This is a genomic window from Paracidovorax konjaci, from assembly GCF_900112675.1.
Lineage (GTDB): Bacteria > Pseudomonadota > Gammaproteobacteria > Burkholderiales > Burkholderiaceae_C > Paracidovorax > Paracidovorax konjaci.
This window is the reverse complement of the sequence record NZ_FOMQ01000024.1, coordinates 11,926-36,431: the sequence shown is the minus strand read 5'-3', so window position 1 is coordinate 36,431 and position 24,506 is coordinate 11,926. Positions and strand designations below refer to the sequence as shown.

Sequence of the window (24,506 nt, the reverse complement as noted above, 5' to 3'; positions counted from 1 at the left end):
GCTGCGCGGTACGAAGCGTGAAGACGTGGAGCGTGGCCAAGTGCTGTGCAAGCCCAACTCCATCAAGCCACACACCCACTTCACCGCTGAGGTGTATGTCCTGTCCAAGGATGAGGGCGGCCGTCACACGCCGTTCTTCAACAACTACCGCCCCCAGTTCTACTTCCGCACGACCGACGTGACCGGTGCCATCGAGCTGCCGGCCGACAAGGAAATGGTCATGCCCGGCGATAACGTGTCGATCACCGTCAAGCTGATCAACCCCATTGCCATGGAAGAAGGTCTGCGTTTCGCCATCCGCGAAGGTGGCCGCACGGTCGGCGCCGGTGTCGTGGCAAAGATCATTGCTTAATATTTAAGCAATAAAGGAATTTGCCATGTCCAAGCAAAAGATTCGTATCCGCCTGAAGGCTTTCGATTACAAGCTGATCGATCAGTCCGCTGCCGAAATCGTCGATACCGCCAAGCGCACCGGCGCCATCGTCAAGGGTCCCGTGCCCCTGCCGACGCGTATGAAGCGCTTCGACATCCTGCGCTCGCCACACGTCAACAAGACGTCGCGGGATCAGTTTGAAATTCGCACGCACCAGCGCCTGATGGACATCGTCGATCCCACCGACAAGACGGTCGATGCTCTCATGAAGCTGGATCTGCCAGCGGGCGTGGACGTCGAGATCAAGCTCCAGTAATCCCTGGTTCTGGATCCTCTGACCGCCCGGCGTCGATCGGGCGGTCTTCTTAACGCGGACTTGCTTGCTAAAGCAGTCCGCGTTATAATTTGCGGCTTCGCTTTTTTGCGCGTGTTGCGGCTTCGCGGCTGCGGATTTCGTGCATGCGGCGGAGTCTTATTAACCTTCTTTCGCGCACGTTCGGTGCTGCTGCCCGTGCAAACGCTTCGGCCAATTGAAGTCGGGGCGGTGAAAGTTTTGGAGAAAAATCAATGAGTCAGAGCAACTCCCAAGGGTTGCTGGGCCGCAAGGTGGGCATGATGCGCCTCTTCACCGATGATGGGGACGCAGTGCCTGTCACGGTGGTGGACGTGTCCAACAACCGCGTGACCCAGATCAAGACCCAAGAGAACGATGGCTACGTGGCCCTGCAGGTCACGTTCGGTTCGCGCAAGGCCTCCCGCGTGAGCAAGCCTGAAGCTGGTCACCTTGCCAAGGCAGGTGTGGAAGCCGGTGAAATCGTTCGTGAATTCCGCCTGGATGCCGACGCTACTGTCAGCTACAAGGTAGGTGATTCGCTTCCCGTGTCGCTGTTCTCGGTGGGCCAGAAGGTCGATGTGCAAGGCACCTCGATCGGTAAGGGCTACGCCGGCACGATCAAGCGCCACAACATGTCTTCCCAACGCGCGTCGCACGGTAACAGCCGTTCGCACAACGTGCCTGGCTCCATCGGCATGGCCCAGGATCCCGGACGCGTGTTCCCTGGCAAGCGCATGACCGGTCACCTCGGCGATGTCACCATCACGACGCAGAACCTCGACGTGATCCGTATCGACGAAGCACGCCAACTTCTCTTGATCAAGGGCGCAATCCCCGGATCCAAGGGCGGTTTCGTGACCGTGCGTCCCGCCGTCAAGGCCAAAGCTTCCGAAGGAGCGAACTAATGCAGCTCGAACTCCTGAATGACCAAGGCCAGGCCGCGTCCAAGATCGACGTGCCCGAGACCGTGTTCGACCGCCAATACAACGAAGATCTGATCCATCAGATCGTCGTCGCCTACCGTGCCAATGCCCGTCAAGGCACGCGCGCCCAGAAGGACCGCGAGCAGGTTCGTCACTCGACCAAGAAGCCTTTCAAGCAAAAGGGTACGGGTAACGCACGTGCTGGTATGACTTCCTCGCCACTGTGGCGTGGGGGCGGTCGCATCTTCCCGAACCTGCCTGAAGAAAACTTCACGCAGAAGATCAACAAGAAGATGTACCGTGCCGGGATGGCTTCCATCCTGTCCCAGCTGGCCCGCGAAGGCCGCCTGGCGGTGGTGGACTCGCTGAAGCTCGAGTCTCCCAAGACCAAGGTGCTCGCCGACAAGTTCAAGGCGATGAATCTGCAATCGGTGATGGTGATCTCCGATGAAGTGGACGAAAACCTCTACCTCGCATCGCGCAATCTGAAGAACGTGTTCGTCGTCGAGCCGCGTTACGCAGATCCGGTGTCGCTGGTGCATTACAAGAAAGTGCTCGTCACCAAGGGCGCTATCGACAAACTCAAGGAGATGTTCGCATGAGCACGACCCAGTTTGACGAAGGCCGTCTGATGCAGGTGCTTGTCGCTCCCATCGTGTCCGAAAAGGCCACCATGGTTGCCGAGAAGTCCAATGCTGTGACGTTCAAGGTGCTGCAGAACGCAACCAAGCCAGAAATCAAGGCCGCCGTGGAATTGATGTTCAAGGTCGAGGTCAAGGGCGTTTCTGTGGTGAACACCAAAGGCAAGGCCAAGCGCTTTGGCAAGACCATGGGTCGCCGCGACAACATTCGCAAGGCCTATGTGACGCTGAAGGAAGGCCAAGAGCTGAACCTGTCCGGGGAGGCCGCTTAAATGGCAGTCATCAAGATGAAACCGACCTCGCCCGGCCAACGTGCCGTGGTGAAGGTCACGCGTGACCACCTGTACAAGGGTGAAGCGTATGCGCCCCTGCTGGAGCCCCAGTTCCAGAAGGCCGGCCGCAACAACAACGGTCACATCACCACCCGCCACAAGGGCGGCGGTCACAAGCACCACTATCGCGTGGTGGACTTCAAGCGCAACAAGGACGGGATTTCCGCCAAGGTTGAGCGCATCGAGTACGACCCGAACCGTACGGCCCACATCGCTCTGGTGTGCTATGCCGACGGCGAGCGCCGTTACATCATCGCTCCGCGTGGTCTGGAAGTCGGTGCAACGCTGATGTCGGGTTCGGAAGCTCCGATCCGCGCTGGCAACACGCTGCCGATCCGCAACATTCCCGTGGGTTCGACGATCCACTGCATCGAGCTGAAGCCCGGTGCCGGTGCCCAGATCGCTCGTTCGGCAGGTGCATCCGCGACGCTGCTGGCCCGTGAAGGCACGTACGCCCAGGTGCGTATGCGTTCGGGTGAAGTGCGCAAGATCCATATCGAGTGCCGCGCCACGATCGGCGAAGTTGCCAACGAAGAACACAGCCTGCGCCAGCTCGGCAAGGCCGGTGTGAAGCGCTGGATGGGTATTCGTCCCACGGTTCGCGGCGTTGCCATGAACCCGGTGGATCACCCGCACGGTGGCGGCGAAGGCCGTACCGGCGAAGGCCGCCATGCCGTCGATCCTTGGGGCAATCTCACCAAGGGTTATCGCACCCGCAACAACAAGCGCACACAGGTGATGATCGTGTCGCGCCGCAAGAAGTAAGGGATAACAAATGACTCGCTCTCTCAAAAAGGGTCCGTTTGTTGACCACCACTTGCTGGCCAAGGTCGAGAAGGCCATTGCCACCAAGGACAAAAAGCCAGTCAAGACCTGGTCGCGCCGCTCCATGGTTCTGCCCGATTTCATCGGACTGACCATCGCCGTTCACAACGGCAAGCAGCACGTGCCTGTCTATATCACCGACCAGATGGTGGGCCACAAGCTCGGCGAATTCGCCCTGACGCGCACCTTCAAGGGTCACCCCGCGGACAAGAAGGTCCAGAAGAAATAAGGAGTAGACATGTCTGAAACACGTGCTGTCCTCCGTGGTGTCCGCCTGTCGGTGGACAAGGGCCGTCTGGTTGCGGACCTGATCCGCGGCAAGAAGGTCGACCAAGCTCTGAACATCCTGACGTTCACGCAGAAAAAAGCTGCCGTGATCGTGAAGAAGGTGCTGGAGTCTGCTATCGCCAACGCTGAGCACAACGACGGCGCCGACATCGATGAACTGAAGGTCAAGACCATCTACGTCGAACAAGGCACCACGCTCAAGCGCTTCACGGCCCGGGCCAAGGGCCGCGGCAATCGCATCAGCAAACCCACCTGCCACGTTTACGTGACGGTCGGCAACTGAGGCCAAAGGAAGAATATGGGACAGAAAATCCATCCTACCGGCTTCCGCCTGGCCGTGAGCCGCAACTGGGCCAGCCGCTGGTACGCGAGCAACCGTGACTTCGCCGGCATGCTGGCCGAAGACATCAAGGTTCGCGAGTACCTGAAGGCCAAGCTCAAGAACGCTGCCGTGTCGCGCATCCTGATCGAGCGTCCTGCCAAGAACGCCCGTATCACGATCTACTCGGCACGTCCGGGCGTCGTGATCGGCAAGAAGGGCGAAGACATCGAGAACCTCAAGAAGGAACTCGCCACGCGTCTGGGCGTGCCGGTTGCAGTGAACATCGAAGAAGTGCGCAAGCCCGAAATCGATGCCAAGCTGATCGCCGACTCGATCACCCAGCAGCTGGAAAAGCGCATCATGTTCCGCCGTGCGATGAAGCGCGCGATGCAGAACGCCATGCGCCTTGGTGCCCAGGGCATCAAGATCATGTCTGCAGGTCGTCTGAACGGTATCGAAATCGCTCGTACCGAGTGGTACCGCGAAGGCCGTGTGCCACTGCACACCCTGCGCGCCGACATCGACTACGGCACCTCCGAAGCCAAGACCACCTATGGTGTGATCGGCGTGAAGGTGTGGGTCTACAAGGGCGACACGCTGGGCCGCAACGACCTGCCGGCCGCCGAGACGCCGCGCCCTGAAGAAGAGCGCCGTCCCCGTGGTCCTCGCCGCGATGGCCGCCCAGGTGGCGACCGCGCTGGTGCAGGCCGTGGCCCGCGCCGTCCCGTGGGTGGCAATGTCGCTCCTGCCGATGGCAGCGACAAGCCCGCTGGTGCCGGTGGCGCCGATAACACCGCCGTTAAGCGCGTTCGCAAGGTTGACGCGCCCGCTACAGCAGCGGACGGCAAAGGAGAATAAAGATGCTGCAACCCGCTCGTCGCAAATACCGCAAGGAGCAGAAGGGCCGCAACACTGGCGTCGCCACCCGGGGTAACTCGGTCGCGTTCGGTGATTTCGGTCTGAAGTGCACGGACCGCGGCCGCCTGACGGCCCGCCAGATCGAGGCCGCACGCCGTGCGATCTCCCGTCACGTGAAGCGTGGCGGCCGTATCTGGATCCGCGTGTTCCCTGACAAGCCGATTTCCACCAAGCCCGCAGAAGTGCGGATGGGTAACGGCAAGGGCAATCCCGAGTACTACGTGGCAGAAATCCAGCCCGGCAAGATCGTCTTCGAAATCGTTGGCGTTCCTGAAGAGCTGGCACGCGAAGCGTTCCGTTTGGCTGCTGCCAAGCTGCCGCTGCGCACCACGTTCGTTGCCCGCCAGATCGGCGCTTGATCAGGAGAATCGACAAATGACGAAAGCTGCTGAACTGCGCCAAAAAGACGAAGCCGGCCTGGAAGCCGAAATCAAGTCCCTGCAGAAGGCCCATTTCGGCCTGCGCATGCAGAAGGCCACGCAACAACTTGGCAACACGAGCACGCTGCGTTCCACGCGCCGTGACATCGCACGTGCCAAGACCATTCTTGCTGAGAAGCAAGCCGCCAAGTAAGGAGCCGACATGACGGAAGCTAAAAAATCCCTCAAGCGCACCTTGGTTGGCAAGGTGGTCAGCGACAAGCGTGCCAAGACCGTGACGGTTCTGGTTGAACGCCGTGTGAAACACCCGATCTACGACAAGATCGTGATGAAGTCGAGCAAGTACCACGCGCACGACGAAAACGGCGAATACAAGCTGGGTGACACCATCGAGATCACGGAAAGCCGCCCGCTTTCCAGGACCAAGAACTGGGTGGCGACCCGCCTTGTTCAAAAGGCCGGCCTGCTCTGAGTCTTCAAAAACTCGGCGACCTGCTCACCGAAAACGGCCCACAATCGTGGGCCGTTTTTTTATTTCCGGGGCCCGCCGAACGGGTGGCCGGTTCGGATTCCCTACCACTTCTATATCGCAGGAGAACAAAGCATGATCAAAGTTGGAGAAACGCTGCCCGCCGTGACGCTGATGGAGTATTCGGAGGTCGAGGGCGAAGGATGCAGCCTGGGCCCCAACGCCGTGGCGGTCGAGAAGGCGGCAGCCGGCAAGACCATCGCCGTGTTTGCCGTTCCTGGCGCCTTCACGCCCACCTGCTCCGCCAAGCATGTGCCCGGGTATGTCGAGCAGGCCGATGCATTCAAGGCTGCCGGCGTGGACGAGATCTGGTGCCTGAGCGTGAACGATGCCTTCGTGATGGGCGCATGGGCCCGTGACCAGAAGACCGATGGCAAGGTGCGCATGCTGGCCGACGGCGATGCGGCATTCGCCAAGGCAACGGGACTGACGCTGGATCTCCATGGCAAGGGCCTGGGCCTGCGCAGCAACCGCTATTCCATGCTGGTCAAGGATGGCAAGGTGGCGTCGTTGAACATTGAGGCTCCCGGCAAGTTCGAGGTGAGCGACGCCGCCACCCTGTTGGCCCAGGCGCAGGGCTGAGCGCATGGGGCGTCCGTCGCCCCTGATGCTCCGGCGCGTCCTCTTCCAGGGAGCGCCGACGCGCGATGGAGGAGCTGCCGGTCGGCTTGGCTCGGCTGTGCGCCGCGGGCTTGTCGCACCCTCGCGCGACGATGCGATGCGCGCTCAGTCGATATCGACTTTCAGGTAGTGCGACCCCGCGATGGGGTTGTGGTAGTAGGGCGGGATCTCCTCGAAACCCAGGTCCGTATACAGAGCACGGGCCGATTCCATGCCGTCCAGCGTGTCCAGCAGCACGCAGGCATAGCCCGCCTGCCGGGCCACGTCCAGCATGGCTTCGGCCAATTGGCGCCCCAGGCCGAAGCCGCGGAAAGCCTTGCGCACATACAGCCGCTTCATCTCGGCGGCATTGGGGTAGTCGGCCGTGTCGAGCGGCCGTAGCGCACAGCAGCCCGCGACGGACCCATCCACCTCCGCCAGCAGGATCTGTCCCCGCGGCGGCGCGTAGTCGGCCGGCAGGTGGAGCAATTCCGATTCGAAGTCCTGGAACTGCAGGTCGATCCCCAGGCTGTCGCCGTACTCGCGGAAGATGTCGCGCACGGCGTCCATTTCGGCGGGCTGGCAGGGTTTCAGGAGGGTGACGGTGGGCTGGTTCACGGACATGGCAGAGGTGGCGGTGGCGTGACGGGCCAGTGTAACGGGCTACCCCCGCGACACCATCGGCAGGCGCCCGCCGGTGCGGTCCGAATCACCTTCGGGGCCAATGGGCCTGTGCGCCAGGCAGTTCAGTCCCGCAGGCGCGTTGCGGGCGGCTGTGCTCCAGCGCGTCCCCGATGGCGGAAGCGCGAAACCATGGAACGTCTCAGGTTTCGGCCAGCAGCCGTTCGATCAGCCGATGGAGTTCGGGAAAGTCGGGGGCACCCACATAGCTCTTCACGATTTCGCCGCGCTTGTTCACGATGAAGGTGGAAGGGGTCAGGCGCACGTCGCCCCAGGCCTTGGCCACAGCACCGGTGTTGTCGATGGCGACCTTGAAGGGCAACTGGCGGGTTTCGGCGAAGTTCACCACGTAGCTGGGCGGGTCGTAGCTCATGGCCACGGCCAGCGTTTCGAAGCCCTGACCTCGGTATTTGCCGTAGGTGGAGACGATCTCCGGCATCTCGGCCACGCAGGTGGTGCAGCTCGTGGCCCAGAAGTTCACCAGGGTGACCTTGCCGCGCAGATCCGCGGTGGTCTGGCGGCTGCCGTCCAGCAGCACGAAGGTGGTTTCCGGGGCTTCCGAGCGGCCTGCGCCCAGGAACACGAAGGCGCCCACACCCACGAAAGCCGCAACCGCTGCCGCGCCGATCCAATGCTTCATGCCCATCGTCGCCATCCTTTTCCAGAGTCCGTCCGGCAGCCTTGCCGCCCATCGGCCGCCATTGTGCCGGACGGGAATCGCCGGCGCTCGCGGGGATGGAGCCTGCAGCGCACGCAAAAGTTCGGCGCTTGACGTGGGTCAATCGTTGCAGGGAGGCCACGCGGCGGTGGGTGGGCTGCCCGGGGCGGCAGAGGCCGCTGCCGATAATGCGTCCATGCCAACCCGTTCCGCCGTTTCCCTGCCTGCCTGGGCTTTGGCGGTTCTCGTGACCGCGCCATTGGCGGGATGCAGTCCGGCGCTGGACTGGCGCACGGTACGGATGGACGATGCCAGGCTGAGTGCGCTGCTGCCGTGCAAACCGGACCGCGCAGCACGGCCCGTGGCGCTGGCCGGGCGTTCCGTGGAGCTTTCGATGGCCGGTTGCGACGCCGACGGAGCCACTTTCGCCGTATCGCACATGGCGCTGGAGGCGGGGGCGGGTGCCGCGGAAGCGGGATCGGTGCTGGCGCAGTGGCGGGCCGCCACGCTGGGACGCATCGGCGCACCGGCAGAGGCTGCCGCCGCCGCGTTTTCGCTGCCGGGCGCGCTGCCGTTGCCGCAGGCGGTGCGGGTGCAGGCGCAGGGCACGCAGGATGCGGGGGGCGGGCGCCCGGTGGCCGTGCACGCCGTGTGGTTTGCGCGCGCCGAAGCCGCGGAAGGCGCACCGCGCCTGCATCTCTACCACGCGGTGGTCTACGCGCCAGCGCCGCGGCCGGCCGCGGCAGACACTTTCTTCGCAGGGTTGTCGTTGCAGTGACTGCTCGCCCGCGCGATGGGGCTCGATCGGTGGAGCCCGAGGGCCCGGCGGGGCGGCTGGGCACCCGCATGGCGGTCGCGGTGTTCCTGGTCTTCGCCTTCGCCTATTTCCTTTCCGCGCTGCTGCGCGCGGTCACGGCGACGCTGGCGCCCGTGCTGGTGGCCGAGTTCGCTCTCCATGCCCGCGATCTGGGCCTGCTGGCGGGCGGTTATTTCCTCGGATTCGCGGCCATGCAGTTGCCGATGGGCCGCTGGCTGGACCGCCACGGCCCGCGCGCGGTGGTGCTGGCCTTCTCGGGGCTGGCCGTGGCGGGCTGCGCGGTGTTCGCCCTGGCGGATGGCTTCGGTGACCTGCTGCTGGGCCGGGTGCTGTGCGGTGCGGGCGTGAGTGCCTGCCTGATGGCACCGCTCACCGGTTTCCGGCGCTGGATGTCGCCGGCGGCGCAGTTGCGCGCGAATGCCTGGATGCTCATGACCGGTTCGCTGGGCATGGTGGCTTCGACGTTGCCGGTGCAGTGGTTGCTGCCTTTGACGGGATGGCGACCGATGTTCGGCGCGCTGGGGTTGCTGGTGGTGCTGGCGGCGCTCCTGATCGCCCGCTGTGCGCCCCGCTGGGACGGACAGGACAGCCGCAGCGCAGCGGACGCGCCGGAGCGGCCGGGTGGGCCGGATGCGCCACCGCCCGGATACGCCGCCGTCTGGCGGCATCCCTATTTCCGCCGGCTGGCCCCCCTGGGCTTTTTCACCTACGGGGGCATGGTGGCGGTGCAGACGCTCTGGGCCGGCCCCTGGCTGCAGCGCGTGGCCGGGTACTCGCCGCTCGAAGCCGCGACAGGCCTGTTCACGATCAATCTGGCAATGCTCTGCGCCTTCTGGACCTGGGGCATGGTGAACCCCTGGCTGCTGCGGCGTCTGGGCGGTGCCGATCCGGTGATGGCCGCCATGCTGCCGGTTCCGCTGGCCGTGCTGGCGGGGATCGTGATCGCGGGCGAGGCGGCGGGGGCCGCGGCCTGGGCGCTCTATTGCGTGACCACGTCGTGCATCACGCTGTCGCAGCCGGCGCTGGCGATGGCTTTCCCGCAGGGCATGGCCGGGCGCGTGCTCTCCGCCTTCAACCTCGTGATGTTCCTGGGCGTGTTCTGCGTGCAGTGGGGCATCGGCCTCGCGGTGGATGCTTTCGTGACCGCCGGGTGGCCCGAGTCCTCGGCCTTCCGCGCGACGATGGCGGCCTATGGCGCGTGCAGTGCCCTGGCCTATGCGTGGTTCCTGGTCCGGGGGCGGCGCCATAATGCGGTTCACCCGATCACCCCATGAGCACGCGCATCCTCCTCATCGCCCACGCACCGCTGGCCCATGCGCTTCGCGCCTGCGCCCTGCATGTCTTCCCCGATTCCGCCGAGGACATCTTGGCGCTCGACGTGCACCCCAATGCCCCTCCGGAGGACACGCTCTCGGCCGCCCGCATCCTGCTGGAAGCCGGGCCCGCCGACGGCACGACGCTGGTGCTGACCGACGTGTTCGGTGCCACGCCCTGCAATGTGGCGCAGCGCCTCGTGGACGGCGAGCATTCGCGCCTCGTCACCGGCGTGAACCTGCCCATGCTGCTGCGCACGGTGAGCTACCGTCGCGAGCCGCTCGACGCGCTGGTCTCCCGCGCGGTCGTCGGCGGCACGCAGGGGGTGATGCAGGTCGCTGCCGCCGCACCCCAGAACCAGACCCGACGTCCCCACCATGATCAAGACGACCATCACCATCAGCAATAAGCTGGGCCTGCATGCCCGCGCATCGGCCAAGCTCACCAAGCTGGCAGGCAGCTTTCCGTGCGAGGTGTGGATGGGCCGTGGCGAACGCCGCGTGAATGCCAAGAGCATCATGGGCGTGATGATGCTGGCGGCTGGCATCGGCACCGAAGTCGCGATCGAGACCGACGGCCCCCAGGAGCAGGAAGCGATGGACGCGCTGCGCGCGCTCATCGACGGCAAATTCGGCGAAGGGGAGTGATCGCCGGCATGACGACCCGCCACGCACTTTCCGGAGAGCGCCGATGACGTTCGCCATCCACGGCCTGGCCGTCGCCCGCGGCATCGCCATCGGACGGGCGGTGCTGGTGGCATCGAGCCGCGTGGATGTGGCGCATTACTTCATCGAGCCCGACCAGGTCAAAGCCGAGATCGTGCGCGTGCGCAACGGACGCAACGCGGTGGTCGAGGAACTGCAGCGCCTGCAGGCCGAAATGCCTGCCGACGCGCCCCACGAACTGGCCGCGCTGCTCGACGTGCACCTGATGCTGCTGCAGGACGAGGCGCTCGTGAGCGGTGTGAAGCACTGGATCACCGACCGCCTCTACAACGCCGAGTGGGCCCTGACGACGCAGCTGGAGATCATCGCGCGCCAGTTCGACGAGATGGAGGACGAGTACCTGCGCGAGCGCAAGGCCGATCTGGAGCAGGTGGTCGAGCGCATCCTGCGGCACATGAAGGGCGTGGCCAGCCCCGTGGCGCCGCCGCCCTGCAGCCCGCGCCGCGGCAATGCGGCCGCGCTGGGGCTGCAGCAGGACCTGCTGCCCGGCGACATGGTGGACGTGCCGCTGGTGCTGGTGGCGCACGACCTCTCGCCGGCCGACATGCTGCAGTTCAAGCAAAGCGTGTTCGCGGGTTTCGTGACCGACGTCGGGGGCAAGACCTCGCACACGGCCATCGTGGCGCGCAGCATGGACATCCCGGCGGTGGTCGGCGCACGGGCCGCGAGCCAGCTCGTGCGGCAGGACGACTGGGTCATCATCGACGGCGACGCGGGCATCGTGATCGTCGATCCGTCGCCGATCATCCTGGCCGAATACGGCTTCCGCCAGCGCCAGGCCGAGCTGGAGCGCGAGCGGCTCTCCCGGCTGCGCCACACGCCGGCCGTGACGCTCGACGGCGAGCGCATCGAACTGCTGGCCAACATCGAGCAGCCCGCCGATGCGGCCGTGGCCGTGCGGGCCGGCGCGGCGGGCGTGGGCCTGTTCCGCAGCGAATTCATGTTCATGGGGCGGGGCGGCCACCTGCCGGGCGAGGAAGAGCAATACCACGCCTACCGCACGGCGGTGGAGGGCATGAACGGCCTGCCCGTCACGCTGCGCACGATCGACGTGGGCGCGGACAAGCCGCTCGACAACAAATCCTCCAAGGAAGCCGGCGGCTACCTGAACCCGGCGCTGGGCCTGCGCGCGATCCGCTGGAGCCTGGCCGACCCGGCCATGTTCCGCACGCAGTTGCGCGCCGTGCTGCGCGCGGCCGCGCACGGGCCGGTGAACCTGCTCTTTCCGATGCTCGCGCACGTGAGCGAGATCCGGCAGACGCTGGCGCAGGTGGAGATGGCGCGCGCCGAGCTGGATGCGCGTGGCACGCCCTATGGCACGGTGCAGCTCGGCGCGATGATCGAGGTGCCTGCCGCGGCGCTCATCGTGCGCCGCTTCCTGCAGTATTTCGACTTCCTGTCCATCGGCACGAACGACCTGATCCAGTACACGCTGGCGATCGACCGGGCCGACGAAGGCGTGGCCCACCTCTACGATCCCATGCATCCTGCCGTGCTGCAACTCGTAGCCGACGTGATCGCCGAGGGCCACCGGCAGGGCAAGAGCGTGTGCCTGTGCGGCGAGGCGGCCGGCGATGTCGCGATGACGCGGCTGCTGCTGGGCCTGGGCCTGCGCAGTTTCTCGATGCACCCCGCGCAGATCCTGGCCGTGAAGCAGGAGGTGCTGCGCGCCGACACCCGCAAGCTCGCCGCCTGGGCGCAGTCGGTGATCGATGCCGACGACCCGGCGGATGTGCTGGGAAGCTGATTGCTATAAAAATAATAGCAAACTATTGAATGGAATCGGCGGCATGGGGGTGAAACCATCCCAAGCGGCTGGAGGCGCCCGGCGGAGCGGTTCCGCCCAGGCGCCCACGTACCAGCCGGTGTCCACGAAGGCATAGTCCAGGCCGCCCTGCACGGCGGGTTTGAGGCTGCGGCGCGTGGCGAAGCCGGCCGCATTCAGCATGTCCTGGTCCTGGCCGAGGAGCGTGTCGTTCGTGCTGAGGGCGAGGTCGCCGGTGGGCTGCGCACGGGCCAGGCAGGCTGCGAAGAAGGCCGCCGGAAGCCGGGCGGCGGTGAGACAAGGGCGGAAGGTCATTGGGAGCGGAGCGCCGCGCTGGCGGCATGCCGGGCAAACCGCCAGCGTAGAAAGCCCCCCGCATCGAAACGGTGTCGAAAGGGGCCGGCACCGCACCGAGGCGCGGTCAAACCCCTGGGGCGCAGCGCGGTGGCCGCCAGGCTTTTTACGCCGCGTTTACGCGGCCCGCTGCAAGCTGTGCACACTTTTTACGGGCGGATTTCCAGAATGCCTCCATCGCCCGCAAGGGTTGCTGGAGTGCAGAAATGGATGTCCTGTGGATTGCCGCCATCGCGGTGTTGTGGATCGCCATGGCCGAGGCCGTGGTGATCCTGGGTCGCCACGATGGCCGGCCGCGGGGAGAGGCACGATGATCGGCATCGAAGTGCTCTACGGCTTCGGCGCCATCGTGGCCGTGCTGCTGTTCGCGTACCTCGTGTTCGCGCTGATCTGCGCGGAGGAGTTCTGACATGGACACCTCTGCCTGGGGCCTGCTGGCCCTGTTCCTCGCCGTGCTGGGCGTGCTGGCGTGGCCGCTCGGCAAGGCATTGGCCGCCGTGTGCGACGGCCGCCTGCCGCGCTGGATGAACCGTGCCGAGGCGCCGCTCTACCGCCTGGCCGGCGTGCAGCCCGGCGTGGGCATGCACTGGCGCCACTATGCGCTGGCACTGCTGGCCTTCAATGCGATGGGCGTCTTCGCGGTCTATGCGCTGCAGCGCCTGCAGCACGTGCTGCCGCTCAATCCCCAGGGGATGGCCGCGGTATCGCCCGATTCCGCCTTCAACACGGCGGTGAGCTTCGTGGCCAACACCAACTGGCAGGGCTATGCGGGCGAGGGCACCATGGGCTACCTCGTGCAGATGCTGGGGCTGTCGGTGCAGAACTTCCTGTCGGCCGCCACGGGCATTGCCGTGGCCTTCGCGCTGGCCCGTGGATTCGCCGCGCGGCGCACCGACGGGCAGGGCCACGTGGGCAACTTCTGGGCCGACCTGGTGCGCATCACGGCCTGGGTGCTGGTGCCGCTGTCGTTCGTGCTGGCGGTGTTTTTCGCGGGGCAGGGGGTGATCCAGAACTTCAAGCCCTACCAGGACGTGGCCACGCTGGAGGCGACGACCTTCCAGGCGCCGCAGCTGGATGCGCAGGGCCAGCCGCTGAAGGATGCGGCCGGCAACCCGCTGACCCAGGAAGCGACCACGAACGTCCAGACCCTGCCCATGGGGCCGGTCGCTTCGCAGGAGGCGATCAAGATGCTGGGCACCAACGGCGGGGGCTTCTTCAACGCCAACTCGGCCCATCCCTACGAGAACCCGACGCCGCTTGCCAACTTCGTGCAGATGCTGGCGATCTTCCTGATTCCCGCGGCGCTGTGCTTCGCCTTCGGCCGCGTGGTGGGCGACTGGCGCCAGGGCGTCGCCATCCTGGCGGCGATGTCGATCCTGCTCGTGGTGGCCGTGGTCGCGGTGACGGCGGCCGAGCAGGCGGGCAACCCGCAGCTCACCGCCCTGGGCGCGGACCAGGCCGCCTCGGCGCTGCAGTCGGGCGGCAACATGGAGGGCAAGGAGGTGCGCTTCGGCATCTCCGCCTCCGCGCTGTTCGCGGCCGTGACCACGGCGGCCTCGTGTGGTGCCGTCAACGGCATGCACGACTCGTTCACGCCGCTGGGCGGCATGGTGCCGATGGTGCTCATGCAGTTGGGCGAGGTGGTCTTCGGCGGCGTCGGCACGGGCCTGTACGGCATGCTGGTGTTCGCCATCCTGGCGGTGTTCATCGCCGGGCTGATGATCGGCCGCACGCCTGAATACCTGGGCAAGAAGATCGAGGTGCGCGAGATGAAGCTCACCTCCGTGGCCATTCTCGTGACGCCCATCCTCGTGCTGGTGGGCACCGCGGTGGCGGTGGCGGCGGCGGACGGCCGGGCGGGCATCGCCAATCCGGGCGCGCACGGCTTCTCGGAAGTGCTGTACGCGCTCACCTCGGCCGCCAACAACAACGGCAGCGCCTTCGCGGGCCTGTCGGCCAACACGCCCTTCTACAACGTGCTGCTGGCGCTGGCCATGTGGTTCGGCCGCTTCGGCGTGATCGTGCCCGTGCTGGCCATCGCGGGCTCCCTGGCGTCGAAGAAGCGGCTGCCGGCCGGTGCCGGAACGATGCCCACGCACGGGCCCCTTTTCGTGGCGCTGCTGATCTTCACCGTGCTGCTGGTGGGCCTGCTGAATTACGTGCCCTCGCTCGCGCTGGGCCCGGTGGTCGAGCACCTGGTGCTCCAGGCGCGCTGACCGGCAAGGAGAACGACATGACGACACCCACGACAACGACAACGGCAACCGCCACCCCCCAGGCCCGCCCCCGAGCCCTCACGCTGCTCGATGCCGCGCTCGTGCGCCCTGCGCTCTGGCAGGCCTTCGCCAAGCTGGATCCGCGCGTGCAATGGCGCAACCCGGTGATGTTCATCGTCTTCATCGGCAGCCTCTTCACCACGCTGCTGTGGCTGCAGGCGCTCACGGCGGCGCAGGACATGGGGATGCGGCCGGCCTTCATCCTGGCCGTGGCGGTATGGCTGTGGTTCACGGTGCTGTTCGCCAACTTCGCCGAAGCGCTGGCCGAAGGCCGCAGCAAGGCGCAGGCCGCATCGCTGCGGGGCCTGCGCAAGGACACCTGGGCCAAGAAGCTCTCCGAGCCGCGCCACGGCGCACGCTTCCTGCCGGAACAGGCGGCCAACCTGCGCCGTGGTGATGTGGTCCAGGTCGATGCCGGCGACGTGATCCCGCTCGACGGCGAGGTCATCGAAGGCATGGCCTCGGTGGACGAGAGCGCGATCACCGGCGAATCCGCGCCCGTGGTGCGCGAGTCCGGCGGGGATTTCTCGGCCGTGACCGGAGGCACGCGCGTGCTCTCCGACTGGCTGGTGGTGCGCATCAGCGTGAACCCGGGCGAATCGTTCCTCGACCGCATGATCGGCATGGTGGAGGCCGCCAAGCGCCAGAAGACGCCCAACGAGGTGGCGCTCACCATCCTGCTGGTGGCGCTCACGATCGTGTTCCTCGTGGTGACGGTGACGCTGCTGCCGTTCTCGATCTTCAGCGTGTCGGCGTCGGGCTCGGGCACCGTGGTGTCGCTGACCGCGCTCATCGCGCTGCTGGTGTGCCTCATCCCCACCACCATCGGCGGCCTGCTCTCGGCCGTGGGCGTGGCGGGCATGAGCCGCATGATGCAAGCCAATGTGATCGCGACCTCGGGCCGCGCCGTCGAGGCCGCGGGCGACGTGGATGTGCTGATGCTCGACAAGACCGGCACCATCACGCACGGCAACCGGCAGGCGAGCACTTTCCTGCCCGCGCCCGGCGTGTCGCGGGCGCACCTCGCGCGGGCGGCACTGATGGCCTCGCTGGCCGACGAGACGCCCGAGGGCCGCAGCATCGTGGAACTGGCGCGGCGCGAAGGCATCGAGGCGGAGGCCGATGCCGCCGGGGGCGTGGTGCTGGTGCCCTTCACGGCGCAGACGCGCATGAGCGGCGTGGATCTGCCCGCCCGCGGCACCGCTGCGTCGGTGGCGCTGCGCAAGGGCGCGGTGCAGGCCCTGGCCCGGCATGTGCAGGCGCTGGGCGGCGCGCTGCCGCAGGAAGTGGCGCGCGCGGCCGACGACGTGGCCCGGCGGGGCAGCACGCCGCTGGCCGTCGCCGAGGGCGCGCGTGTGCTCGGCGTGGTGGAACTCAAGGACATCGTCAAGGCCGGCATCCAGGCGCGGTTCGCCGAGCTGCGGCGCATGGGCATCAAGACGGTGATGATCACGGGCGACAACAAGCTCACCGCGGCGGCCATCGCGGCCGAAGCGGGCGTGGACGACTTCCTGGCCGAGGCCACCCCCGAGGACAAGCTGGCCCTGATCCGCCGCTACCAGTCCGAAGGCCGCCTCGTCGCCATGACGGGCGACGGCACCAACGATGCGCCCGCGCTGGCCCAGGCCGACGTGGCGGTGGCCATGGGCAGCGGCACGCAGGCCGCGAAGGAGGCCGGCAACATGGTGGACCTGGATTCCAACCCCACCAAGCTGCTGGAGGTGGTGGAAACGGGCAAGGCGCTGCTCATGACGCGCGGCTCGCTCACCACTTTCTCGATCGCGAACGACGTGGCCAAGTACTTCGCCATCATCCCGGCGATGTTCGTGTCCACCTACCCGCAGCTCGGGGCGCTGAACGTGATGGGGCTGGCCAGTCCGTCCTCGGCCATCCTCTCGGCGGTGATCTTCAACGCGCTGATCATCGTCTTCCTGATTCCGCTGGCGCTGCAGGGCGTGCGCTACCGCCCGGTGGGTGCCGCGGCCCTGCTGCGCCGCAACCTCGCCATCTACGGCATGGGCGGCCTCATCGTGCCGTTCATCGGCATCAAGCTCATCGACTGGGCGCTCGTGGCCGTGGGCCTCGTCTGAGCCCGGCTTCGTGAAAGGACATTCCATGACGACCTCCCTCCCCGACGCCATCGCGGCATCGCCTGCTTCCTCCACCGCGCCGGACGGCGGTGCGCCTGCCGCGGCCCGTGGCCCGCTGCTGCGGCCGGCCCTGTCGCTCTTCGTGGTCCTGTCGCTGGTCACCGGCGTGCTCTATCCGCTCGCCGTCACCGGCGTGGCGCAGGCGGCCTTTCCGCACCAGGCGGCAGGCAGCCTGCTGCACGACCGGGCCGGCCACGCGGTCGGCTCCGCGCTGATCGGGCAGAACTTCACCGACCCCGGACATTTCTGGGGCCGCCCCTCGGCTACCGCGCCCATGCCCTACAACGCGGGCGCCTCGGGGGGATCGAACCTCGGGCCCCTCAATCCTGCGCTGGCCGATGCCGTCAAAGCGCGCGTGGCGGCACTGCGGGACGCCGACCCGGGCAACACCGCGCCCGTGCCGGTGGACCTCGTCACGGCCTCGGCCAGCGGGCTCGACCCGCACATCAGCCCGGCGGCCGCGCGGTACCAGACCGCCCGCGTGGCGCGCGCGCGGGGCCTGCCGCCCGAGCGCGTGGAGGCCCTGGTGCGCGAGCACACCGAGGCGCCCGCCGTCGCCTGGCTGGGCGATGCCGGCGTGAACGTGCTGGCCCTCAATCTCGCGCTCGACGCGCTGCGCTGAATCCGCGAGACTGCGGGGCGCCGTGTGCCCCGCCACCCTGACGCCCGAACGCCACCGCATGCCCGACACCCGACCCGATCCCGATGCCCTCATCGCGCAGATGCGCGCCGAGGAGCAGCGCGTGCAGCGCGGCAAGCTGCGCATCTATTTCGGTGCCAATGCGGGCGTGGGCAAGACGTGGTCCATGCTGGGCGCCGCGCAGCGCGAGCGGCAGGCCGGGCGCGACGTGCTCGTCGGCGTGGTGGAAACCCATGGCCGTGCGGAGACCGCCGCCTTGCTCGAAGGCCTGCCGGTGCTGCCGCGGCGCAGTCTGGAGCACCGCGGGCGGGCGCGCCCCGAGTTCGACCTGGACGCGGCCCTCCAGCGGCGCCCCGCGGTGCTGCTCGTGGACGAACTGGCCCACTCCAACGCGCCGGGATCGCGCCACGCCAAGCGCTGGCAGGACGTGCACGAGCTGGTGGCTTCGGGCATCGAGGTCTGGACCGCGCTCAACGTGCAGCACCTGGAGAGCCTGAACGGCACCGTGGGCGCCATCACCGGCGTGCGCGTGCACGAGACCGTGCCCGACACGGTGCTGGACGAGGCCGACGAGGTCGTGCTGGTCGATGCCACGCCCGACGAACTGGCCGCACGCCTGGCCGCGGGCAAGGTCTACGTGCCGCAGCAGGCCGAGCGCGCGGCGCAGAATTTCTTCCGCAAGGGCAACCTCATCGCGCTGCGCGAGATCGCCCTGCGGCGCACCGCCGAACACGTGGAAGACGACGTGCGCGGCTGGCGCGTGGAGCAGTCCGGCGGCGGACATGGCGTGCCGCCTGCGTGGAACACCTCCGGTGCGCTGCTGGCCTGCGTGGGGCCGCACGAAGACGCGGCCCACACGGTGCGCACGGCCGCGCGCCTGGCCGGCCAGCTCAATGTGCGCTGGCATGCGGCCTATGTCGAGACGCCGCGGCTGCAGCGGCTGCCCGCGCCGCAGCGCGACCGCGTGCTCGCCGTGCTGCAACTGGCCGAGAGCCTGGGCGCGGAGACGGCCGTGCTCACCGGCGGCGCGGTGGCGGCCGCGCTCGCGGAACACGCGCGCCAGCTCAATTGCGCCACCCTGGTGGTCGGGCGTGCCCGCCCGCGTGCAGGCCGGGGACGCTGGTGGTGGCCCGTGCCCGGGATGGCGCAGGCCATCGGCACCGCCGCGCCAGCCCTGGACATCGTGGAAGCAGGGGAGCCCGGCAGCAGCCGACGCCTGGCCGCATCCCCCTGGCGGCAGGCGGCGGACACGGCCCCGGCGACGCCTGCGGCGGCGAATGACGGCGACGAACGCCATGCCGCCCGCTGGCCCGGCTACGGCGCGGCGGCGGCATCGAGCGTGGCGGTCACGCTCATGGCGCTTCCGCTGTCCGGCGTGCTGGAGCTGACCAACATCGTCATGCTCTACCTGCTGGGCGTGGTCGGTGTGGCCATGCGCTTCGGGCGCGGCCCCGCCGCGCTGGCCGCACTGCTCAACGTGGCGGCCTTCGATTTCGTTTTCGTCTCGCCGCGCCTCTCGTTCGCGGTGAGCGACGTGCAGTACCTCGTCACCTTCTCCGTGATGCTGGGCGTGGGGCTGCTGGTCGGGCAGCTCACGGCGGGCCTGCGGTTTTCCGCCGGCGTGTCGGCTGGACGGGAGCAGCGAACGCGCTCGCTGTTCGAGCTGACGCGTGAACTCTCTGCGGCACTGGAGGCGGCGCAGATCGTGGACATCGGCACGGCGGCGGTGCAGCAACATTTCGGCGGGCATGCCCTGGTGCTGCCGCTCGATGAAGGCGACCGCCTCGTGCTGCCCGCGCAGGCCCCGGCCGGCTTCGATGCGAGCGTGGCCGACTGGACGCTGCGCCACGGGCAGAGCGCCGGGCTGGGAACGGCCACGCTGGCCGCGCAGAGCTGGCGTTACGTGCCCCTCACGGCGCCGATGCGCGTGCGCGGCGTGCTGGCGCTCGCGCCCGCGCGGCCGCGCTGGCTCCTCATTCCCGAACAGGCACGGCAGCTCGACACCCTGGCGCGCCAGATCGCCATCGCCCTGGAGCGCGTGCACTACGTGGACGTGGCGCAGCGCGCCGTCGTCGACATGGAGTCCGAGCGCCTGCGCAACGCCCTGCTGGGCGCGATATCGCACGATGTGCGCACGCCGCTCACCGCGCTCATCGCCCTCGCCGAGTCCCTGCCCGCGCAACCCGGCGAAGCGCTGCAGGCCGCCTCGCGCAGCATCGTGCAGCAGGCGCACCAACTGCACGCCCTGGTCAGCAACCTGCTGGACATGGCACGGCTCGAAAGCGGCCTGTCGGGGGGGCACGTGAGCCTGCGCCGTGACTGGCAGTCCGTGGAGGAGGTCGTGGGCTCGGCCATCCGCGCGGCGCGGCCCGCGCTGGGGACGCTCGAAGTGCGCACATCGCTGCCGCTGGACCTGCCCCTGGTGGAGTTCGATGCGGTGCTGATCGAGCGCGTGCTGGTCAATCTGCTGGAAAACGCCGCCAAGTACGGCGCACCGCCCATCGACATCGCAGCCGAGGCTTTGCCGGGCACCCTGCAGATCCGTGTGCGGGACCACGGCCCCGGCCTGCCGGCGGCATTGCGCGGGCAGGAGCAGACGCTGTTCGACAAGTTCACGCGCGGGCAGGCCGAATCCGCCACGCCGGGCGTGGGCCTGGGGCTGGCCATCTGCAAGGCCGTGGTGCTGGCGCACGGCGGCGACATCGCCGCGGGTGGCGTACCCCTCGGGCCGGGCGCAGAATTCACCGTCACGCTGCCGCGGCGCGAGCCGCCCCCCGTGCCCGAGGCGGCCGATCCGCCCGAACCCGCGCTGCCAGACCCGACGCGCCAACCATCCGACCTGCCTTCACCGCCATGAACCTGCGCACCGCGATCGTTGTCGAGGACGAGCCCCAGATCCGCCGCTTCGTCCGTGGAGCGCTGGAGGACGAGGGCTGGCAGGTGCACGAGGCCGCCACGCTGCGCGAGGGGCTCTCGGCCGCCGGCACGCGGCAACCCGACCTGCTGGTGCTCGACCTCGGCCTGCCCGACGGCGATGGGCTGGCGCTGCTGCGCGATGTCCGCAACTGGTCGGCCGTGCCGGTCATCGTGCTCTCCGCGCGCACCGACGAAGCCGACAAGATCGCCGCGCTCGATGCGGGGGCCGATGACTACCTCACCAAACCCTTCGGCATGGGCGAGCTGCTGGCGCGGGTGCGCGCCAACCTGCGGCGGCCACGGCCCGCGATGGGGCAGGGCCTGCAGCCCGAATCGGCGGAGCCTCTGTTCCGCTTCGGCGATATCGAGGTGGACCGCGCCGCGCGGTTGGTACGGCGCGGCGGCGCCGTCGTGCACCTCACGCCCACCGAATACCGCATGCTCACCGTCCTGGTGGCCAACGCGGGGCGCGTGATCACCCAGCGCCAGTTGCTGCGCGAGGTGTGGGGGCCCGCGCGCTCAGACCAGAGCCACTATCTGCGCATCTACATGGGTCATCTGCGCCAGAAGCTCGAAGCGGACCCCGCGCAGCCGCGCCACCTGCTCACCGAGACCGGCGTGGGCTACCGGCTTTCCCTGTGAGCGCGTTGACGCGCGGTTGATGCGCCGCACCGGCTTTTTTACGCACTTTTGACGGGCGTCTTCCTAGACTGGAGTCCGCTTCATCACCGGCGCTTCGCCTGGCATACCGCCCTGCGCAAGGCCCATCGAACATGCTGCTGCACCGCATTTTTCTTCAGGAAGACGAGCGTTCTGCCGTCGCGCCTTCGGCCCTGTCTTGCGCCCGCTCCGCCTCGCCGTGGGTGGTTCTTCCCGTCGTGATGGTCCGGGAACCGGCGCTGCGCGTGCGGCAGCGGCTGCACGCGGCGCTGGGGCATCTGCTGGGCACCTACAGCCTGTCGGTGGATGCGGTGCGGCCCCTGTGCACGGTGCATCTGCACCTGCGGGAGGCCGAAGTCGGCGAATGCATGGACCGGATCATGGCCGCACTGCCGACGGCGGAGTTCGGCCGCGTGGACCGCGTTTTTCATGCGGCCCGGGAGGGCCGGGGGGCTGAGCCCACGTCGTGCGGGGTGCAGCGTGCCCGCGCCTGACATGGCAGCGATGGGCCACGCCTGCCTGGCCATCCTGGCGCTGTTCGCGCCGCTGGCCGTGGCATGGTGCATCGTGCGCTGGTGCGGCCGCAGGAAAGGCCGGCGCGGAGCGCCGCGCTGAACGCGCTCCGGCGCCTAGTGACGGATCGAGACGGAACCCCGTCAGTTCGCGAACCACCGGCCATTGCCGTCGCTCAGCAGCGAGTATTTGTACGCGCCCTGCAGCGTCGTGCCGGTGCTTGCGTTGTAGACGATCGTGTCGCTGCCGGCTGCCTGCAGGATCACCGAATTCCCGCCTGCCGGGTTCGACGTGATGATGGTCAGGGTCTGCCCGGCCACGTTGGCCGCCGGCAGGGTGAGCGTACTTCCTCCCGTGGCTGAATAGAACACGCCTCCGGCCGGCGTGGAGGGCACGGTGGTCCCGGATGAGAGCGCCCCTCCTTGCACGAGTTGTCCGGGCTGAACCCAGGTACCGTCCGCTCGCAGATAGGTGTTCGCGGCGGCGCCGTTGCCCCCCTGCAGCTTGGCTACGCTGACCGCACCGTCGGCGAGCTTGATGGTCGTCACGGCACCGTCCAGCAGCTTGATCGTTGAAATGGCCTGATCGGCCATCTTGCTGGCGGTGACGGTGCCGTTGGCCACTTTGCTCGTGGTGATGGCGTTGACCGAGATATGGTTGTTGTTGACGTTGAGGTCGGCAATCTTGGAACTGGTGATCGCACCGGTGCCGATGGTCAGCGTGCCATTGCTCTGGAGGCTGGCGTCGCCGGTCAGCGTCACGGGCACCTGGGGCGCATACGGAGCGGTGGATGCGGTCAGGGTGATCTGTCCACCGGCCGTTCCGTTGGCCAAGCCCGGCCCGGTCGCGCCGTCGGCGCCGGTCGCGCCCGTGGCCCCGGTGGGGCCGGCCGGCCCCGTGGTTCCCATCGCTCCGGTTGGTCCCGCCGCGCCCGGGCTGCCGGTCGAGCCGGTGGCGCCGGTCGGTCCCGCAGCTCCGGTGGCTCCGGTCGCTCCGGTCGCTCCTGCCAGGCCGGTCGTGCCCGTTGCACCCGTGGCGCCTGCGGGTCCTGTGACGCCTGCGGGTCCCGTGGCGCCCGTCGCGCCTGCCGGCCCGACCGCGACCCCCGAGGCGCAAGGGCCCAACGCGCCCGTGGCGCTATCGAAGCACAGGACGTTGGAGCCGGGGGGCTGCGACGACACCGCCGGCAGCAGGACACTGCCGCCATCCTGGGCCCGCAGCACTTCCTGGGTGCCATTGGCGCTCCGCACCGCGAAGGCGCCGCCGGGAGGCACGGTCACCCGCACGTCGGCGGCATGCAGCAACGGTGCCGTACCGAGCAAGGACGTGGCCATGGCCGCGTGCAAAAGGGAAAACCGGATTTTCATGGGATGGCTCGCGCGAGGGAGCGTCTCCCGGACACAGGAAACGCGGTAACAAACGCACCGTCCAGCCTGAAAAAGGAATGGACGCACGACGACCACCGAAGCCTACTGTGCGCAACTCCGGACGTATTCATTTGTTACCGACATTCTGAATGCCGGAATCGGCCGCGCGCCTCGCAGTGGGGGGCGCGGCTGGGTGGCGGAACCCCGGTCAGCCGGTATGCACGCCCGCAGCGTGTGCCTGCTGGTCCGCGTGGTAACTCGATCGCACCATCGCGCCCACGGCCGCGTGGGTGAAGCCCATCTTGTAGGCTTCTTCCTCGTACATCTTGAAGGTGTCCGGATGCACGTAGCGGCGCACGGGAAGGTGGCTGTTCGACGGCGCGAGGTACTGGCCGATCGTCAGCATGTCGATGTCGTGCGCACGCATGTCGCGCATCACCTGCAGGATCTCCTCGTCGGTTTCGCCGAGGCCAACCATGATGCCGCTCTTGGTCGGCACCTGCGGATGCAGTGCCTTGAACTTCTTGAGCAGGTTCAGGCTGAACTGGTAGTCGGAGCCCGGGCGCGCTTCCTTGTAGAGGCGTGGCGCGGTTTCCAGGTTGTGGTTCATCACATCGGGCGGCGCTGCCTTCAGGATCTCCAGCGCGCGGTCGTCGCGGCCCCGGAAGTCGGGCACGAGGATCTCGATCTGCGTCTGGGGAGACAGCGCGCGGATGTTCTGGATGCACTCCACGAAATGCCCGCTGCCGCCGTCGCGCAGATCGTCGCGGTCCACACTGGTGATCACCACGTACTTGAGCTTGAGCGCGGCGATGGTGCGCGCGAGGTTGAGCGGTTCGTCCTTGTCGAGCGGATCGGGGCGGCCGTGGCCCACGTCGCAGAACGGGCAGCGGCGCGTGCACTTGTCGCCCATGATCATGAACGTGGCCGTGCCCTTGCCGAAGCACTCGCCGATGTTGGGGCACGAGGCCTCTTCGCACACCGTGTGCAGCTTGTGCTCGCGCAGGATTTCCTTGATCTCGTAGAAGCGCGTGGTGGGCGAGCCCGCCTTGACGCGGATCCACTCTGGCTTCTTAAGCACTTCACCCTGTTCGACCTTGATCGGGATGCGCGAGAGCTTCGCGGCCGCCTTCTGCTTGGCGAGCGGGTTATAGGCAACGGTGGACTGCGCTTCGCGGACGACTTCTGGAGTGCTCATGGCTGGT

The 24,506-nt window shown here is 67.6% G+C and carries 30 protein-coding genes; 25 read left to right on the top strand and 5 right to left on the bottom strand.

Features of this window, described 5'->3' with window-relative positions; translation table 11 throughout:
* The 13 genes from BM144_RS21785 to BM144_RS21725 form a co-directional block, all read left to right on the top strand.
* A partial coding sequence (locus tag BM144_RS21785) for an EF-Tu C-terminal domain-related protein (protein WP_491893111.1) occupies positions 1-352 on the top strand: 352 nt, incomplete at its 5' end.
* A 25-nt stretch (positions 353-377) separates the two neighbouring features.
* Positions 378-689 (top strand): 30S ribosomal protein S10, encoded by a 312-nt coding sequence (gene rpsJ, locus BM144_RS21780; RefSeq protein ID WP_003059431.1) that lies wholly within the window; start codon positions 378-380, stop codon positions 687-689.
* 251 nt (positions 690-940) lie between these two features.
* Positions 941-1,612, top strand: coding sequence for a 50S ribosomal protein L3 (rplC, locus tag BM144_RS21775; protein ID WP_092957615.1), 672 nt, complete (start codon positions 941-943; stop codon positions 1,610-1,612).
* Positions 1,612-2,232, top strand: a complete 621-nt coding sequence (rplD, locus tag BM144_RS21770) for a 50S ribosomal protein L4 (RefSeq protein WP_092957613.1) — start codon at positions 1,612-1,614, stop codon at positions 2,230-2,232. Before rplC ends, rplD begins: the two co-directional genes overlap by 1 nt.
* Positions 2,229-2,543 (top strand): 50S ribosomal protein L23, encoded by a 315-nt coding sequence (rplW, locus tag BM144_RS21765; RefSeq protein WP_092957611.1) that lies wholly within the window; start codon positions 2,229-2,231, stop codon positions 2,541-2,543. The genes rplD and rplW overlap by 4 nt, the downstream gene beginning before the upstream one ends.
* Positions 2,544-3,368, top strand: coding sequence for a 50S ribosomal protein L2 (gene rplB / locus BM144_RS21760; RefSeq protein WP_092957608.1), 825 nt, complete (start codon positions 2,544-2,546; stop codon positions 3,366-3,368).
* Positions 3,369-3,378: 10 nt separating this feature from the next.
* Positions 3,379-3,657, top strand: coding sequence for a 30S ribosomal protein S19 (rpsS, locus tag BM144_RS21755; protein WP_092957605.1), 279 nt, complete (start codon positions 3,379-3,381; stop codon positions 3,655-3,657).
* 9 nt (positions 3,658-3,666) lie between these two features.
* Positions 3,667-3,999 carry a 50S ribosomal protein L22 gene (rplV, locus tag BM144_RS21750; RefSeq protein ID WP_011793527.1) on the top strand — a complete coding sequence of 111 codons (333 nt, stop codon included), beginning with the start codon at positions 3,667-3,669 and terminating at the stop codon, positions 3,997-3,999.
* A gap of 15 nt (positions 4,000-4,014) precedes the next feature.
* Positions 4,015-4,896, top strand: coding sequence for a 30S ribosomal protein S3 (gene rpsC / locus BM144_RS21745; RefSeq protein ID WP_092957602.1), 882 nt, complete (start codon positions 4,015-4,017; stop codon positions 4,894-4,896).
* A 2-nt stretch (positions 4,897-4,898) separates the two neighbouring features.
* Positions 4,899-5,315, top strand: coding sequence for a 50S ribosomal protein L16 (rplP, locus tag BM144_RS21740; RefSeq protein WP_013592913.1), 417 nt, complete (start codon positions 4,899-4,901; stop codon positions 5,313-5,315).
* A gap of 16 nt (positions 5,316-5,331) precedes the next feature.
* Positions 5,332-5,529 (top strand): 50S ribosomal protein L29, encoded by a 198-nt coding sequence (rpmC, locus tag BM144_RS21735; RefSeq protein WP_092957599.1) that lies wholly within the window; start codon positions 5,332-5,334, stop codon positions 5,527-5,529.
* A 9-nt stretch (positions 5,530-5,538) separates the two neighbouring features.
* Entirely contained in the window at positions 5,539-5,808 is a 270-nt protein-coding gene (gene rpsQ, locus BM144_RS21730) for a 30S ribosomal protein S17 (protein WP_092957596.1), read from the top strand.
* A gap of 132 nt (positions 5,809-5,940) precedes the next feature.
* Entirely contained in the window at positions 5,941-6,447 is a 507-nt protein-coding gene (locus tag BM144_RS21725; protein WP_092957593.1) for a peroxiredoxin, read from the top strand.
* Positions 6,448-6,591: 144 nt separating this feature from the next.
* Here the strand turns inward: BM144_RS21725 and BM144_RS21720 are convergent, their stop codons facing one another.
* Together BM144_RS21720 and BM144_RS21715 are read right to left on the bottom strand one after the other, a co-directional pair.
* A complete protein-coding gene (locus tag BM144_RS21720; RefSeq protein ID WP_434802689.1) occupies positions 6,592-7,089 on the bottom strand; it encodes a GNAT family N-acetyltransferase in 498 nt (165 codons plus the stop codon).
* Positions 7,090-7,288: 199 nt separating this feature from the next.
* Positions 7,289-7,792, bottom strand: a complete 504-nt coding sequence (locus BM144_RS21715) for a peroxiredoxin family protein (RefSeq protein WP_092957621.1) — start codon at positions 7,790-7,792, stop codon at positions 7,289-7,291.
* 208 nt (positions 7,793-8,000) lie between these two features.
* Between BM144_RS21715 and BM144_RS21710 the strand changes: the two genes are divergently transcribed.
* The 5 genes from BM144_RS21710 (at position 8,001) to ptsP (ending at position 12,407) form a co-directional block, all read left to right on the top strand.
* Positions 8,001-8,582 (top strand): hypothetical protein, encoded by a 582-nt coding sequence (locus tag BM144_RS21710; protein ID WP_092957590.1) that lies wholly within the window; start codon positions 8,001-8,003, stop codon positions 8,580-8,582.
* A gap of 68 nt (positions 8,583-8,650) precedes the next feature.
* Positions 8,651-9,895, top strand: coding sequence for an MFS transporter (locus tag BM144_RS21705; protein WP_092957619.1), 1,245 nt, complete (start codon positions 8,651-8,653; stop codon positions 9,893-9,895).
* Positions 9,892-10,344 carry a PTS sugar transporter subunit IIA gene (locus tag BM144_RS21700; protein ID WP_092957587.1) on the top strand — a complete coding sequence of 151 codons (453 nt, stop codon included), beginning with the start codon at positions 9,892-9,894 and terminating at the stop codon, positions 10,342-10,344. Before BM144_RS21705 ends, BM144_RS21700 begins: the two co-directional genes overlap by 4 nt.
* Positions 10,313-10,582 (top strand): HPr family phosphocarrier protein, encoded by a 270-nt coding sequence (locus BM144_RS21695; protein WP_092957584.1) that lies wholly within the window; start codon positions 10,313-10,315, stop codon positions 10,580-10,582. Before BM144_RS21700 ends, BM144_RS21695 begins: the two co-directional genes overlap by 32 nt.
* A gap of 43 nt (positions 10,583-10,625) precedes the next feature.
* Positions 10,626-12,407: a phosphoenolpyruvate--protein phosphotransferase gene (ptsP, locus tag BM144_RS21690; RefSeq protein WP_092957581.1), complete on the top strand. Its 1,782-nt coding sequence runs from the start codon at positions 10,626-10,628 to the stop codon at positions 12,405-12,407.
* Between the two features lie 3 nt (positions 12,408-12,410).
* Here the strand turns inward: ptsP and BM144_RS21685 are convergent, their stop codons facing one another.
* Complete coding sequence (locus BM144_RS21685; protein WP_092957578.1) at positions 12,411-12,740, bottom strand: TorF family putative porin; 330 nt, start codon at positions 12,738-12,740, stop codon at positions 12,411-12,413.
* A 349-nt stretch (positions 12,741-13,089) separates the two neighbouring features.
* On the opposite strand from BM144_RS21685, the gene kdpF reads away from it, so the two are divergent.
* The 7 genes from kdpF to BM144_RS21650 all read left to right on the top strand — a co-directional run bounded on the left by kdpF (position 13,090) and on the right by BM144_RS21650 (position 21,915).
* A complete protein-coding gene (gene kdpF / locus BM144_RS21680; RefSeq protein WP_092957575.1) occupies positions 13,090-13,188 on the top strand; it encodes a K(+)-transporting ATPase subunit F in 99 nt (32 codons plus the stop codon).
* A 1-nt stretch (position 13,189) separates the two neighbouring features.
* On the top strand, positions 13,190-14,995 hold the full coding sequence (gene kdpA / locus BM144_RS21675) for a potassium-transporting ATPase subunit KdpA (protein WP_092957572.1): 1,806 nt from the start codon (positions 13,190-13,192) through the stop codon (positions 14,993-14,995).
* Positions 14,996-15,012: 17 nt separating this feature from the next.
* Positions 15,013-17,145, top strand: coding sequence for a potassium-transporting ATPase subunit KdpB (gene kdpB, locus BM144_RS21670; RefSeq protein WP_092957569.1), 2,133 nt, complete (start codon positions 15,013-15,015; stop codon positions 17,143-17,145).
* A 25-nt stretch (positions 17,146-17,170) separates the two neighbouring features.
* Positions 17,171-17,827 carry a potassium-transporting ATPase subunit KdpC gene (gene kdpC, locus BM144_RS21665; protein ID WP_092957566.1) on the top strand — a complete coding sequence of 219 codons (657 nt, stop codon included), beginning with the start codon at positions 17,171-17,173 and terminating at the stop codon, positions 17,825-17,827.
* A 58-nt stretch (positions 17,828-17,885) separates the two neighbouring features.
* Positions 17,886-20,702 carry a DUF4118 domain-containing protein gene (locus BM144_RS21660; protein WP_092957617.1) on the top strand — a complete coding sequence of 939 codons (2,817 nt, stop codon included), beginning with the start codon at positions 17,886-17,888 and terminating at the stop codon, positions 20,700-20,702.
* The gene (kdpE, locus tag BM144_RS21655) at positions 20,699-21,403 is read left to right on the top strand and encodes a two-component system response regulator KdpE (protein ID WP_092957563.1); all 705 of its coding nucleotides are present in this window, start codon (positions 20,699-20,701) and stop codon (positions 21,401-21,403) included. Before BM144_RS21660 ends, kdpE begins: the two co-directional genes overlap by 4 nt.
* Before the next feature lie 131 nt (positions 21,404-21,534).
* Positions 21,535-21,915, top strand: coding sequence for a hypothetical protein (locus BM144_RS21650; protein WP_245783764.1), 381 nt, complete (start codon positions 21,535-21,537; stop codon positions 21,913-21,915).
* Between the two features lie 162 nt (positions 21,916-22,077).
* On the opposite strand, the gene BM144_RS21645 is transcribed toward BM144_RS21650, so the two are convergent.
* The gene (locus tag BM144_RS21645) at positions 22,078-23,301 is read right to left on the bottom strand and encodes a collagen-like domain-containing protein (RefSeq protein ID WP_092957560.1); all 1,224 of its coding nucleotides are present in this window, start codon (positions 23,299-23,301) and stop codon (positions 22,078-22,080) included.
* A gap of 208 nt (positions 23,302-23,509) precedes the next feature.
* Positions 23,510-24,499 carry a lipoyl synthase gene (gene lipA / locus BM144_RS21640; RefSeq protein ID WP_092957557.1) on the bottom strand — a complete coding sequence of 330 codons (990 nt, stop codon included), beginning with the start codon at positions 24,497-24,499 and terminating at the stop codon, positions 23,510-23,512.
* Between the last annotated feature and the right edge of the window lie 7 nt (positions 24,500-24,506).